This window comes from Embleya sp. NPDC059237 (assembly GCF_042754105.1).
Taxonomy (GTDB): domain Bacteria; phylum Actinomycetota; class Actinomycetes; order Streptomycetales; family Streptomycetaceae; genus Embleya.
Genome location: NZ_JBHZAE010000011.1, coordinates 156,022 through 168,762, shown reverse-complemented (window position 1 = coordinate 168,762; position 12,741 = coordinate 156,022). Strand labels below are relative to the sequence as shown.

The following is a 12,741-nucleotide window of genomic DNA, read 5'->3' as shown; positions in this document are numbered from 1 at the left end:
CGGCCGGAACGGATCCCGGCCGGGAGTCAAGGCGCGGACGTCGACGCGAAGGCGCGCAGACGTGTCGCGTCCCGACTGGGCGGTGCGCCGAACTGCCGCCGGTACTCCCGGCTGAACTGCGAGGCGCTGTCGTAGCCGACCCGGCGGCTGACTCCGGCGATGTCGTGCGCGTCGGAGACCAGGAGCAGCCGGGCCTGCTGGAGCCGGATCTGCTTCCGGAACTGGATGGGACTCATTGCCGTGGCTGTCTGAAAGCTGCGGTGGAACGCGGAAACGCTCATACCCGCCAGCTGCGCCACGTCCTCGACACGGAAGGGCTCCGCGTAGTTGTCGCGAATCCACTGCACCGCCCGTGCGATGTGGTTGAGGCTACTGTCGGGCAGGCCGAACTGACGGACGATGGCTCCCTGTTCACCGGTGATGAGCCGCCACAGGATCTCCCGTTTGGTCATCGGTGCGAGTACGCCGATGTCCTGGGGCCGGTCGAGCAACCGCAACAACCGGACGACGGCGTCGAGGAGCAGCACCGGGGCGGTGCTGACGGCCAGTCCCGGCGGTGTGCCGTCGAGGATCTTCGGCAGATCGACGGGGCGGGCCTGGAACAGGACTTCGGCGACGTCGGCCGGATGCACGGCGATGCCTACGCCGAGCCCTGGCGTTCCGTCGTCGTCCTGGATGAACCGGCTGGTCACCGGCAGGTCGATCGAGGAGATCAGGTATTGGCCGGCCCGGTATTCGTACACCCGGTTTCCCAGGGCGAACTGTTTGGTGCCCCGAGCGACGAGCGCCATGACCTTGCCGTAGGTCGTGGAGAAGGCAGGCGTGGGCCGATCGGCCTTGAAGATTCGCACACCCTCGATCGGGGTGCTCAGATCGGCCCGGGCGTGGCGGGCGAGTAGGTCGGCCAACTCGTCGATGAGCAAGGCGCTTTCGTTGGCGGAGAAGGCCATCGGGGGATCCTCTCGGACAAGCAGCTTCGGGCAAGCCTTTGCGAGCTTCGCACAAGCGGCCCGGCCCCGTCGGGCCCGGTCGCGGGGAGCGGCAGGAATGGGCAAGAGTCCGCAAGCTCTGGTCAATCCGTTCGGTGGGCCGGGCTGTTTGCATGGTTGTCATCCGACGAGCCCCTGCGCACCCTCCGGGGAGGACTGCCGATGCCCGGCGAGACCCACAGCGAAATTCTTCTACGCGTCAACGATGTGCCACGACGGCTGACCGTCGACAACCGCAGGACACTGCTCGACGCCCTGCGGGAGGACCTCGGCCATTCCGGGCCGAAGAAGGGATGCGACCACGGGCAGTGCGGCGCCTGCACCGTGCTGCTCGACGGCCGGCGCGTCCTCTCCTGCCTCACCCTGGCGGTGGCCGCCGACGGCGCCGCGGTCACGACCGTCGAAGGACTCGCCGGCGATGGTCGACTCACCGCACTTCAGGACGAGTTCATTCGACGCGACGGCTTCCAGTGCGGCTTCTGTACCCCCGGCCAGCTGTGCTCGGCGGTCGGGATGCTGGCCGAGCACGCAGCGGGCTGGCCCAGTGCGGTCACCCCCGCCGGGCCGGTGCCGGCCCTGGACGAGGTCGAGGTGCGTGAGCGCATGAGCGGCAACCTGTGCCGCTGCGGAGCACACCCGTCGATCGTGCGCGCGATCCTGGAATCCGGAGCGGCCCGATGAAGGAGTTCACCTACCACCGGCCGGCTCTGGTCCGGGAGGCGCTCACCCTGGCCGCCCGCGGCGGAACCCGATACCTGGGCGGGGGGACGAACCTCGTCGACCTGATGAAGGACGGCGTGGAGACACCGACACGCTTGGTCGACGTACGTCAGCTGTCCCTCGATGGGGTCCGGGAAACACCGGACGGCGGCCTGATACTCGGCGCGACGACCAGCAACAGCGACGCTGCGGCCGACATTCGGGTGCGGCGCCGCTTTCCGGCGCTCAGCCAAGCCTTGCTGGCCGGCGCGTCGGGCCAACTGCGCAACATGGCCACGCTCGGTGGCAACCTGCTTCAGCAGACCCGATGTTCCTATTTCGGTGACGTCTCGGAGCCGTGCAACAAACGCGAACCCGGCAGCGGCTGCCCCGCGATCGCCGGGGAGCACCACAACCACGCGATCCTCGGAGCCTCCGAACACTGTGCGGCCACACATCCCTCCGACATGGCCGTTGCACTGACCGCGTTCGACGCGGTCGTCCACTACGAGAGCCTCCAAGGGCCCGGTGGGATTCCGCTGGCGGAGTTCTACCCACCGGTCGGTGACACGCCACAGCGGGTGTCCGCACTGCCGCCGGGGGCGTTGATCACGGCCATCGCTCTGCCCGGTGCCGCGACAGCTCCCGGGTCGCGCTATCGCAAGGTCCGCGAGCGGGCCTCCTACGCCTTCTCCACCGTATCCATCGCCGCGGCCCTGAAGGTCGAGGAGGACACGGTCACCAGCGTACGTATCGCCCTCGGCGGAGTCGCATCCCGGCCGTGGCGCGCGAGAACAGCGGAGGTCGCTCTGTTGGGCGGAGCCGCCACTGCCGACGCCTTTCGGGCCGCCGCAGCGGCCGAACTGTCCGCCGCCCGCCCTCTGCGCGACAACGCCTACAAGGTGCCGCTGGCCCGCAACCTCATCGAGGCCGTGCTGACCGGACTGGCCCAGGGGAGGACCCGGTGAAACCCCCACCCGCGGTCGGAGTGCCGCAGACTCGGCTCGAAGGACCCGACAAAGTCACGGGCCGCGCCCGCTACGCCGCCGACGAACCGCTCGAAGAGCTGGCCCACGGTTGCCTCGTCACGTCCACGGTGGCTCGGGGACACATCCGGGACATCTCCCGGGTCGACGACATGCCCGGAGTGCTGGGCGTCATCGACCACCGCAACGCGCCCCGGCTCAACCCGGCGGCCGGCGGATTCTTCGGTCCGGACGGCAGCCTGCTGCTCCTCCAGGACGCCGCAGTCCCGCACGCCGGCCGACCGGTTGCGCTGGTCGTGGCCGAAACGCCCGAGCAGGCCCGCGCGGCGGCGGCCGCGCTCACGGTGACCTACGACGAGCAAGCGCACGATTGCGTCTTCCGCGCCGGTCACCCGGCGGAACGCCCGGCGCTGACCATCTTCGGCGAGGACGTCGAAATCGGCGACGTCGACGCGGAACTGGCCGAGGCCGCCGTGGTCGTCGACGAGGTCTACCACACCGTCGAACAGCACTGCGCCGCCATGGAACCGCACACCGCGACCGCGTGGTGGGAGGACGGACGCCTCCAGGCTTTCGACTCCAACCAGGGGCCGTTCATCGTCGCGACCACCCTGGCCACGCTGTTCTCCCTGGACCCGAAGACGGTACGTATCCGTGCCGAGCACGTCGGCGGTGGCTTCGGATCCAAAGGACAGTGCGGACCACAGCTGATTCTCGCGGTGATGGCCACCACTGTTCTGGGACGTCCGGTACGCGTCACTCTGACCCGCCGTCAGGTGTTCCTGGCGACTCCGCCCAGGCCGCGAATCCGGCAGCGGGTCCGCCTCGGCGCCGACCCGGACGGACGTCTCCGGGCGATCCACCACGAGGCGGTATTCGAGGAGTCACCGCTCGCCGAGTACCTGGAGAACTGCGTCGAACCCACCAGGACGCTCTACGCGGCGCCCGCGATCCGCACCCGACTCACCACCGTCCCCCTCGACATCGCGCCGCCCTTCTCCGTACGCGGCCCCGGACTGACACCCGGCTCGTTCGCGCTCGAATCGGCCATGGACGAACTGGCTGAAGGACTGGGGATCGACCCGCTCGAACTCCGGCTGCGCAACGAACCCACCGTGGGCCCGGTGTCCGGGTTGACGTTCAGTCACCGAAATCTCGTCGGCTGCCTCCAGGAAGGGGCCCGCCGGTTCGGCTGGACCGGTCGTGACCACCGGCCCCGGCAGCGGCAGGAAGGGCACCTGCTCGTGGGCACCGGACTGGCCGCGACCGCCTTCGGCACGGGAGCACTGCCCTCCTCCGCATCGATCACCGCCGAAACCGATGGCACCTTCACCGTGTCCATCGGCGCGAGCGACATCGGAACCGGCGCACGCACCGCCCTGACGGCGATCGCCGCCGACGCCTTGGGGGTCCACACCGGCCGGATCAGGCTGGAGTTCGCCGACAGCGACCTCGGCCCGGCCTGGAGCGCGGGCGGATCCCGGGGCACGACATCCTGGTCCTGGGCGATCACCACGGCCGCCGCCAAGCTCACCGGGTCGGTGCCGCCGGTGACCGTCACCGCCGACACCACCGAGGAACTCGGTGCCCTGCCCCACCGCGAACGCCACGCCCACAGCGCGGTGTTCGCCGAGGTCTCCGTCGACCCGGCGACCGGCGAGGTCCGCATCCGGCGACTCCTGGGGATGTTCGCCGTGGGCCGAGTGGTCAACCCGCTGTTGGCCCGCAGTCAGGTCGTCGGCGGCATGATCACCGGACTGTCCATGGCCCTGTACGAGGAAGGCATCCGCGACCGGGTCACCGGCCGCAACGTCAACCCGGACCTCGCCGGATACCACATCGCCGCGCACGCCGACATCCCCGACGTCGAAGCCGACTTCGTCCCCGACCACGAACCCGACGACCCTTCCGGCATCAAGGGCGTGGGGGAGATCGGCACCGTCGGCACCGCGGCGGCCATCGCCAACGCGGTCTGGCACGCCACCGGGACCAGACAGCGGAGCCTGCCCCTCCGGCTGGACCGCGTCCTGGAAGACCGACCACCGACAGGGGAGTGAACCGGACGTGCTTCGCGAGGTCTGGCCGTTCGTCGACGACTGCCGGCGTACGGGTCTTCCCGTCGCACTGGCCCGGCTCATCGGCCGCGACGGCCCCGGAGCCCGGCCGCTCGGCGCGACGATGGCCGTGGCGGGGGACGGGACCTGGCGCGGCTCGCTTTCCGGTGGCTGCGTCGAGGGCATCGTCCTCGACGCAGCTCGGGACGTGCTCGCCGGAGCGCCATCCGCCGTGATCCCGGTGTCACCCGGTGGGCACCTGCTGCCCTGGGAGGAAACACCCTCCTGTGCCGGGGAGTTGCGAGTCCTCATCGCCGCCGCCCCGGCCGACCCGGTCCATTCCCGGATCACCACGGCGCTCGCCGAGGACCGGCGGCTGTTCGTCCGGGTCGCCCTGAGACCGCCGTATCCCTGGTCGGTGTCTGCGGAACTACATCAACTCCCGCAGTGCGAACCGGCGTTCACGGAGATTCTGGCCGGCCGTTCGAAGCTGCTCCTGATCGGTGCCACGGACCTCGCCGCGATCATCGCCACCCTGGCCGGATCGCTGGGCCGTGACGTCGTCGTCCTGGACCCCCGGCCGGGCCACGTGGCCTCGGGGGATCCCTTCGGCGGCGCCACGGTCGTCCGCACCTGGGCGGACGAATGGATCGCCCGTCACCCCCTCGGCCCCCGGGACGCCGTCGTCGCCCTCAGCCACGATCCGCGAATCGACGACCGGGCCCTGCGGGCAGCCCTGTCCGGCCCCGCCGGATATGTCGCGGCCCTCGGCAGCCGGGCCACGCACGCGCAACGCCTGCGACGACTGGCCGAAGTCCCCGGAGTGCATCGGATATCCGGCCCGGCGGGCCTCGATCTGGGCGGGGGCGACCTGGCCGACACCGCGTTGGCCATCCTCGCCGAACTTGTGGCGGTGGAGAACGGCCGCGGCGGGCAGCGGCTGCGGGAGGGGGAACTGCCGATCCGCGTGGTCGGCCCGGTGGCAGGAGTTCACGGGTGACCGGGCCCGGAACGCGGCGCAGATGGGGCGAGTCCCCAGGTCGGCCATCCTTCGACGGTCTCGAAGCAGGCCGGAGGTGAAGTGACGGGGTCTGCGCCACGCTCCGAGCCCTGCCTCACAGCACCCACCAAGCCGCCTCCTCCGGCGTCTTGCCCACGTCCACGCGGTCTCCCGGCCGCGGCAGGGTCAGGCGAACGCCGGTCGCCTTCGCCTCGAGGCGCAGGCGCTCCACCGGCTCGGTCCACGGGTGCGGTGCCAGGCTGAACGTCGCCCAGTGCACCGGCAGCAGTAGGCCGCCACCCAGGTCGAGATGGGCGGCGACGGCCTCTTCCGGGGTCATGTGGATGTCGGGCCAGTTCCGGTTGTACGCGCCGATCGGCATCAGTGTCAGGTCGAACGGACCGTGTTCGCCGCCGATTCGGGCGTAGCCGTCGAAGTAGCCCGAATCGCCGGCGTAGAAGACCTTGCGCTCCGCGCCCGCGACGACCCAGGAGCCCCACAGGGTGTCGTTGCGCCTGAACGTGCGGCCGGAGAAGTGCCGGGCGGCGGTCGCGGTGAATCGCAGACCGGCGACCTCGGCCTCTTCCTCCCAGTCGAGTTCGATGATGCGTTCGGCCGGGACCTTCCAGCGCTCCAGGTGTGCGCCGATGCCAAGCGGCACGATGAAGGGCGCGGTCTGCGCGGCGGTCAGTTCGAGTATGGTCGCCCGATCCAGGTGGTCGTAGTGGTCATGGGAGACGACCACCGCGTCGAGCGCCGGGAGGGCGGTGAGCGGCACGGGATTGGGATGCAGCCGCTTCGGGCCGACCAGTTGCGACGGCGACACCCGCTTGCTCCACACCGGGTCGAACAGGACCCGCCGTCCCTCGATCTCCACGAGTGTGCTGGCATGGCCGTACCAGACAGCGCTCACGCCGTCGGCGGACTCCGGGGTCGCCGGGTGCGCGACCAGCGGAACCGGCCCCGCCGGGTGCCGCCGGTCGCGGTTGCCGATCATCTCCCGGACGACCTGTGGCGGCGGCCCACTTGGTACGGCGACACTCGAGGGCACCGAGTTGTGGAACGTCCCGTCGTGGAACCGCGGCGAACGCAGCATCCGTGCCAGGCGTTCGCCGGATGCCTTGCCGCCGAACTCGGCGGGCACGTCCCGCAGCGTCCATCCGGCGATGGCGAGCGCCGCCGCGCCCGCGGTCAGCCGCCGCTTCGACCCTGCTTCCATGTGGGCTCTCCTTGTTTGTGTGTCATCCGTCATGCGTTTGCCCGGGCTGTGGATGCCCGATGTGTGGCAACCGACCGGGAGTCGCCTGCCGTTCCAGGTGAGGGGCGGGTGGCGATCACCCGGCGGTCGCCGGCCGTATCAGGTGGGGCGGCTCGGGAGCAGCAGGCATGCCAACCAGTCCGTGCGGACTCGACAGGCTGTCGTGGAGATCCGCGCCTGTGGGTACAGGGCATCGAATCCGTGGAATCCGCCCGATCGGACGTGGAGTTCGGCGTACGGTGGGATCTCGTCGGGAGTGAAATCGCCGAGGACGGCGCGCCAACGGTCGAGGGCCTTCGCGAAGTGGTGCCGGGGGCAGAGGCGGCAGGAGGCGGGAGCCGCTCCGGGGTTCAGAAGACGGCGTTGCCGCGGACTGGGACGTAGTCGGTGTACTCGGACTCCGCGACCGGCAGCCCTTCGACTTGGGCCATGACGGCCTGCGCGGTATTGCCGGCGAAGACCCGGTGGCGGTCCTCCTCGCTGGTTCACCCTTCGGTGACGTGGACGATGTCGGGGTCGGACGCGGAGCGGGAGACGAGGCGGACGACGCAGGGTCCGTCCGCGCCGGGGCTGTCCGCGTTCGGGTCGCTCAACAGCAAGTGGACCAGCCGCTCGCCCATTGCGGTCCGGGCCGTCGGGACGGCATTGAAACCATAGACGGGCGATCACGGAATCCCTCTTCCTCACGGTGGAGTTCGATGAATTCATTGAACCGCTCCGACCTGCGGAAACGTTAGAACAATGCTCGCTCGTGCATGCATAATCCTCCCGGATTCGGGAGCCCTACGACGGAGAGACGCTCTGCCTGCGGTCAGTGCCGGCGGGTGGTGATCGCCGCCGCCCAGGTGTGGAGCATGGCGCCGTCGTCGCCTCGTGCGAGGCGTCGGTGGAGCCGGTGCGCGAGTCGATCTCGGGGAGCACCCCCGTGTCGAGGGGCCCGGTAACCGGACCTCGCGCTCCCAATACCGGTGCCGGGGGCACCACACGCGGTCCGCGGGCGGGCCCGGAAGCCTTGCTCGTCGGTGCCCAGGACGCGTACCCGCGCGCCGGTCGTCCGCCTCGGCGTCGTGTCTTCCTCGTCGATGCCGGTCGGCACCACCGCGTCGTCGGTCGGGCGGACCGGTCGGTGCCGGGACGACGCACTCGCCGAGTCGTTCTTCGCCACCCCCAAAAACGACCTCGCCACCGACCGGCCCCGGTCCACTCGGGTCGCGGCACGGGCAGCGGTCTTCGAGTGGATCGAGTCCTGGTGCAGCCTACGCAGGTTGCACAGCAGCCTCGGCTACCGCAGTCCCATCGAATACGAAGCCGCCTTGGCGGCCTGACCACACCACAACGACGATGTCCGTCAAAGCGGAGCAAGCTCAGGCCAGGGAGAGGAACAGCTTCTCGAGTTCGGCTTCGCTCAGCGGCGCGGTGTCGCCGTTGGCGGCGGCGCTCATGCACTGGCGCATGTTGCTTGCCACGATCTTGAAGCCGGCGCGGTCCAGGGCCCGGGAGACGGCGGCGAGCTGGGTGACGACGTCCTTGCAGTCGCGGCCGGCCTCGATCATGGAGATCACGGCGGTCAGCTGCCCTTGGGCGCGGCGGAGCCGGTTGAGCACCTCGCGGGGGGCCTCCTCGTCGACGGTCATGGGGTTGCCTTCCTTTCCTTGTCACCCATGGTACCCCTGGGGGTATGTGGCCGGGGTGGTGGTGTGTCCGGGTGTCGGCGGCGGGGCTCCGGCCCCGCCGCCGAAGCCCCGCCGACGGGCGGGTCAGTCGTGGGAGAAGCGGACGTCGGGGAGGACCCGGCGCAGCCACCTCGGGCTCCACCAGGCCGCGTGGCCGGTCAGGCGCAGGAGGACGGGCAGCAGGACGAGGCGTACCAGGGCGGCGTCGAGCAGCACGGCCAGGCCCAGGACGATGCCCATCTCCTTGGGGGGCAGTGGTCCGGAGAGGGCGAAGGTGAAGAAGACCGCGACCATGACCGCAGCGGCGGCGAAGATGACGCGTCCGGAGTGGCCGAGCGCGCCGACGACCGCTTGGCGGGGGTCGCGGGTCTTCTCGTAGTGCTCCTTGGCGGAGGCGAGCAGGAAGACGGTGTAGTCCATGGCGATGGCGAAGATCATCGCGAAGAAGAACACCGGGGCCCAACCGTCGAGGAAGCCCTGGGGGGTGAAGCCGAGGAAGCCGGAACCGTGGCCGTCCTGGAAGATCAGGCGCGCGGCGCCGAACGCGGCGGCGGTGGCCAGCAGGCTGGTGGCGGTGCCCAGCAGCGCGGCGAGCGGGGCCTGGAGGGCGAGGACCAGCAGGAGGAAGCCGAGTCCGAGGACGACGCCCAGGACGAGCGGGGTCTTGGCGTCGAGGGTGGCCTGGAGGTCGAGGTTCTCCACGGCCGCGCCCCCGACCTTCGCGTCGCCGGGGAGGGTGCCGCGCAGGCGGTCGACGGTGTCGGCCAGGTGCGGGTCGGACGGGTCGACGGCCGGCATGGCCTGGAGCAGGGTCAGGGCGGAGCCGTCGTCAGCGTGCCGGGCGGGCATGACCGCGGCGATCCCTGGGTCGCCGGCGAGCGCGGCGGCGGTGGCGTCGGCCGCGGCCGTGGGCGTGACGATCTGGAGCATGCCGGGGGCGCCGCGGCCGAACGCCTGCTGGACGGCGGTGTATCCGGTGCGGGCCGAGGAGTCCTCGGGGACCACCGTGATGGACGGCATGGCGGTGCGCAGCCCGATGATCGGGGCTGCGAGGGCGATCAGGACCAGCAGGGCGGGGAGGCCGTAGCGCAGCGGGTGGCGCCACAGCCGCTCGCCCCAAGAGGTGAACGCGACGGAGGCGCCGGCCCGGTCGGCGTTGCGGCGGGTCCAGGGCGGGGCGGCGGCGTTGACCTTGTGGCCGAGGCGGCCCAGCACGGCGGGGAGCAGTGTGAGGGTGGCGGCGAGGACGAAGGCGACGGCCAGCATGATGCCCAGCGCCATGGAGCGGAACGCGGGAGCCGGGACGAGCATCACCGCGGACAGGCTCACCAGCACGGTCGCGCCGGACAGCAGGACGGCCTTGCCGGCGGTGTCCATGGTTTCGCCGACCGCGCGTCGCCCGTCGCCGTGCCGGGCCAGGGCCGCGCGGAACCGGACCACGAGGAACAGCGCGTAGTCGATGCCGAGTGCCAGGGCGAACATCATCGCGAAGTTCATCGCCCACACCGACGTGGGCGTGACGTGGTTGAGCAGTACCAGCGCTCCGGCGGACGCGGCGAGTCCCGCGAGGGTGAGCAGCAACGGCAGTCCGGCCGCCACCAGCGACCCGAACGCGAGGACCAGGATCGCGAGGGTGACGGGCCAGGACAGCATCTCGGACTTGATCATCGCGTCGTGGTTGGCCTTGTTGAAGTCGCTCCACAGGACCGAGGCCCCGGTCGCGGAGACCTCGACGCCGCCGCCGGACAGGGCGGCGAGCGGCCCCTTGAGGTCGTCGGCGGCCCGGACCATGTCGTTGGTGTCGGCCCGGGCGCCGGCGAGCAGGATCGCGGTGCGCCCGTCGGGGCTTATGGTGACGCCGCTCTGTGGCGGGATGACCTCCGCGATGCGGGAGTCCGCGCGCAGCAGGACGGTGGCGCGGTCGACGACGGCGCGTATGGACGGGTCGTCGACCGGACGGTCGGCCGCGACGACCACCTGGAGCGCCGAGGAGGCGTTCCCGCCGAAGTGCGCCCGGGCCAGGTCGCGCACCTGGACGGACTCCGAGCCGTTCGCCTGCCAGCCCGCGCCGGCGAGGGCGGAGGTGACCTGCGGGGCGAACGCGCCCAGTCCGGCGACCAGCGCCAGCCACAGCACCGCGACCAGGCGCAGACGCCCGGCGGCGAGAATGCCGAGGCGCCCGAGGAGCCCGAGACGCGTCGGCGGGTCGGCTGCGGCGCCGGGCTGCGGCGCGGTCGCGTTCCGCGCCGTGGCGCGGGTGGGGTCGGTGGTCGTCACAAAGCCTCCTGGTGGATACCCCCGGGGGTACGTTCAAGACCACGGTAGTCGATACCCCCACCGGTATACAAAAATACGGGTGGGGGTATATTGGGGACTGCTCGGGATTCACCGAAGGAGGCCTGACATGGGCTACGACCGCACCGTGCGCGTCGACACCGACTTCACCACCACCGTCGCCGCGGTACGCGACGCGCTCGCCGCCCACGGGTTCGGCGTGCTCACCGAGATCGACGTCACCGCGACGCTCCGGGCCAAGATCGGCGCCGAGATGGAGGACTACCTGATCCTCGGTGCCTGCAACCCGGCGCTCGCCCACCGCGCTCTGGAAGCCGATCGCGCCATCGGGCTGCTGCTGCCGTGCAACGTGGTCGTGCGCCGCGACGGCAAGCGCACCCTCGTCCAGGCATTGGACCCCATGACCATGGTCGCGCTCAGCGGCGACGCGGCCCTGGAGCCGGTCGCCCGCGAGGCGGCCGGCCGCCTCGACGCGGCCCTCGCCGCCCTCGTCGCGTGACCACCCGTACCCGACGCCGGGACCAAGAGCAGCAGATGACCTTCCTCACCTTCATGAGCAGCCCGCCCGCACCCACGCCGACCTCGTCCTCGACGGAACCCACCCCCTCCCCGACCTCACCCGCGCCCTCCACCAACTGACCACCACCCCCTCCCGGTACCCGCGCACACAACCCCGCTGACTCGGCAACGACGACCCGGCGCAGGCGCGAGCGCCCCGGGCCCGTATGGATCGAACAGGCCCGCCCCGAGAATCCGGCTCAGCGCGTCGACGGAGGAACTAACCCGCCTGGCAAATGCCGTGGCCGACGGCCACGGGCTCATCGGTTCCACAGTGCTGCCGGGCGGCAACACCCTGGCCGGGGTCGAGGTCACGGACGCCCCCGGTTCCGGGATCCTTGTCCGCCTCGACATGGAGCGGCAGGTCTGGTGATCAGCGGCGACTTCTGCGCCAGGGCGGTACTCGCGGTCAACCTGCATGCCATGGCCACCGCCGAGAGCGGCGGCCATCTCCAAGGTTGGAGGTCTACGACCGGATCTTCGAGCGCTTCGTTCCGCAGCGGGTGGCGGTCACCGCGATGCCGGAGACGTACCGGGCCCGGCACGCGGGGTGCGCCCCCGTCGGCAGGCTCCCGGCCGGTCAGGCCGGTTTCGCGCTCAGGAATCTGGTGAGCAGCAAGCGGAGCATCGGCGCCTCGTCCCGTGGGGCGAAGTCCGGATCCGTGGCGACTCGGGCGAACAGGGCGTCGATCTGGGCCGCTACCCACGTCGCCGCGCCGCGCGGGTCGAGTGTGTTGTCGATCCGGCCCGCCGCCGCCGCGCGCCGCAGCAGGTCGGCGATGCCCGCGCGCAGCCGGCGATCGTTGTGGGCGACCAGCGCGGCGACGCCCTCGTCCCGCTGCGCCTCGGCGGCGGTGTCCAGGGTCAGGCTCGCGTATGTGGGGTCGGCGGCGAGCCCGACCACGATGTCGATCAGGCCGAACAGCGCGGCCAACGCGTCCTCGGCCTGCGCCAGTTCGGCAAGGTAGGCATCGGTGTCGGTGCCCTCCTGCTCGATCAGCGCGATGAAGATCGCATGCTTGCTCGGGAAATAGTGGAAGACGTTCCCGGGACTCATTCCCGCGCGGGCGCAGATGTCCGCCGTTCGAGTGCCGTGGAGACCCTTCTCGGCGAAGCAGGTCGCAGCGGCCCGGAGGATTTGCCGGCGCTTGGCGGCGTGCTTGACGGGATCGACTGTGCGCATGGTGCTTTCACTCTACCGTGACGGCCCGCGCCGAATCGGTGTACAC

At 71.0% G+C, this 12,741-nt stretch carries 12 protein-coding genes and 2 pseudogenes; 7 read left to right on the top strand and 7 right to left on the bottom strand.

Annotated features, from left to right (window positions below; genetic code table 11):
• Window positions 1-26: 26 nt before the first annotated feature.
• On the bottom strand, window positions 27-923 hold the full coding sequence (locus ACFXKZ_RS31320; protein WP_380005012.1) for an AraC family transcriptional regulator N-terminal domain-containing protein: 897 nt from the start codon (window positions 921-923) through the stop codon (window positions 27-29).
• Between the two features lie 228 nt (window positions 924-1,151).
• Between ACFXKZ_RS31320 and ACFXKZ_RS31315 the strand changes: the two genes are divergently transcribed.
• The 4 genes from ACFXKZ_RS31315 to ACFXKZ_RS31300 are packed head-to-tail and all read left to right on the top strand — an operon-like array spanning window position 1,152 to window position 5,728.
• A complete protein-coding gene (locus ACFXKZ_RS31315; RefSeq protein WP_380004700.1) occupies window positions 1,152-1,670 on the top strand; it encodes a (2Fe-2S)-binding protein in 519 nt (172 codons plus the stop codon).
• The gene (locus ACFXKZ_RS31310) at window positions 1,667-2,656 is read left to right on the top strand and encodes an FAD binding domain-containing protein (protein ID WP_380004698.1); all 990 of its coding nucleotides are present in this window, start codon (window positions 1,667-1,669) and stop codon (window positions 2,654-2,656) included. The genes ACFXKZ_RS31315 and ACFXKZ_RS31310 overlap by 4 nt, the downstream gene beginning before the upstream one ends.
• Window positions 2,653-4,731 (top strand): xanthine dehydrogenase family protein molybdopterin-binding subunit, encoded by a 2,079-nt coding sequence (locus ACFXKZ_RS31305; protein WP_380004696.1) that lies wholly within the window; start codon window positions 2,653-2,655, stop codon window positions 4,729-4,731. Before ACFXKZ_RS31310 ends, ACFXKZ_RS31305 begins: the two co-directional genes overlap by 4 nt.
• Window positions 4,732-4,738: 7 nt before the next feature.
• Window positions 4,739-5,728, top strand: a complete 990-nt coding sequence (locus ACFXKZ_RS31300) for an XdhC family protein (RefSeq protein WP_380004694.1) — start codon at window positions 4,739-4,741, stop codon at window positions 5,726-5,728.
• Window positions 5,729-5,843: 115 nt separating this feature from the next.
• On the opposite strand, the gene ACFXKZ_RS31295 is transcribed toward ACFXKZ_RS31300, so the two are convergent.
• The 3 genes and pseudogenes from ACFXKZ_RS31295 to ACFXKZ_RS31285 all read right to left on the bottom strand — a co-directional run bounded on the left by ACFXKZ_RS31295 (window position 5,844) and on the right by ACFXKZ_RS31285 (window position 7,606).
• Entirely contained in the window at window positions 5,844-6,947 is a 1,104-nt protein-coding gene (locus ACFXKZ_RS31295) for an MBL fold metallo-hydrolase (protein WP_380004692.1), read from the bottom strand.
• Window positions 6,948-7,085: 138 nt separating this feature from the next.
• A pseudogene (locus ACFXKZ_RS31290) lies at window positions 7,086-7,268 on the bottom strand (alpha/beta hydrolase); the annotation flags it as partial.
• Window positions 7,269-7,336: 68 nt separating this feature from the next.
• Window positions 7,337-7,606, bottom strand: a pseudogene (locus tag ACFXKZ_RS31285) (antibiotic biosynthesis monooxygenase).
• A gap of 447 nt (window positions 7,607-8,053) precedes the next feature.
• On the opposite strand from ACFXKZ_RS31285, the gene ACFXKZ_RS31280 reads away from it, so the two are divergent.
• Window positions 8,054-8,311, top strand: a complete 258-nt coding sequence (locus tag ACFXKZ_RS31280; protein WP_380004690.1) for an integrase core domain-containing protein — start codon at window positions 8,054-8,056, stop codon at window positions 8,309-8,311.
• Window positions 8,312-8,350: 39 nt separating this feature from the next.
• Here the strand turns inward: ACFXKZ_RS31280 and ACFXKZ_RS31275 are convergent, their stop codons facing one another.
• Both ACFXKZ_RS31275 and ACFXKZ_RS31270 read right to left on the bottom strand, forming a co-directional pair.
• Complete coding sequence (locus ACFXKZ_RS31275; RefSeq protein ID WP_380004688.1) at window positions 8,351-8,620, bottom strand: metal-sensitive transcriptional regulator; 270 nt, start codon at window positions 8,618-8,620, stop codon at window positions 8,351-8,353.
• Window positions 8,621-8,743: 123 nt separating this feature from the next.
• Complete coding sequence (locus ACFXKZ_RS31270; RefSeq protein WP_380004685.1) at window positions 8,744-10,936, bottom strand: MMPL family transporter; 2,193 nt, start codon at window positions 10,934-10,936, stop codon at window positions 8,744-8,746.
• Between the two features lie 127 nt (window positions 10,937-11,063).
• Between ACFXKZ_RS31270 and ACFXKZ_RS31265 the strand changes: the two genes are divergently transcribed.
• Both ACFXKZ_RS31265 and ACFXKZ_RS31260 read left to right on the top strand, forming a co-directional pair.
• Window positions 11,064-11,453 carry a DUF302 domain-containing protein gene (locus ACFXKZ_RS31265; RefSeq protein WP_380004683.1) on the top strand — a complete coding sequence of 130 codons (390 nt, stop codon included), beginning with the start codon at window positions 11,064-11,066 and terminating at the stop codon, window positions 11,451-11,453.
• Window positions 11,450-11,593, top strand: a complete 144-nt coding sequence (locus ACFXKZ_RS31260) for a hypothetical protein (RefSeq protein ID WP_380004680.1) — start codon at window positions 11,450-11,452, stop codon at window positions 11,591-11,593. Before ACFXKZ_RS31265 ends, ACFXKZ_RS31260 begins: the two co-directional genes overlap by 4 nt.
• Before the next feature lie 499 nt (window positions 11,594-12,092).
• Here ACFXKZ_RS31260 and ACFXKZ_RS31255 read toward each other — a convergent pair whose 3' ends face one another.
• Complete coding sequence (locus ACFXKZ_RS31255) at window positions 12,093-12,695, bottom strand: TetR/AcrR family transcriptional regulator (protein WP_380004678.1); 603 nt, start codon at window positions 12,693-12,695, stop codon at window positions 12,093-12,095.
• Window positions 12,696-12,741 lie beyond the last annotated feature (46 nt).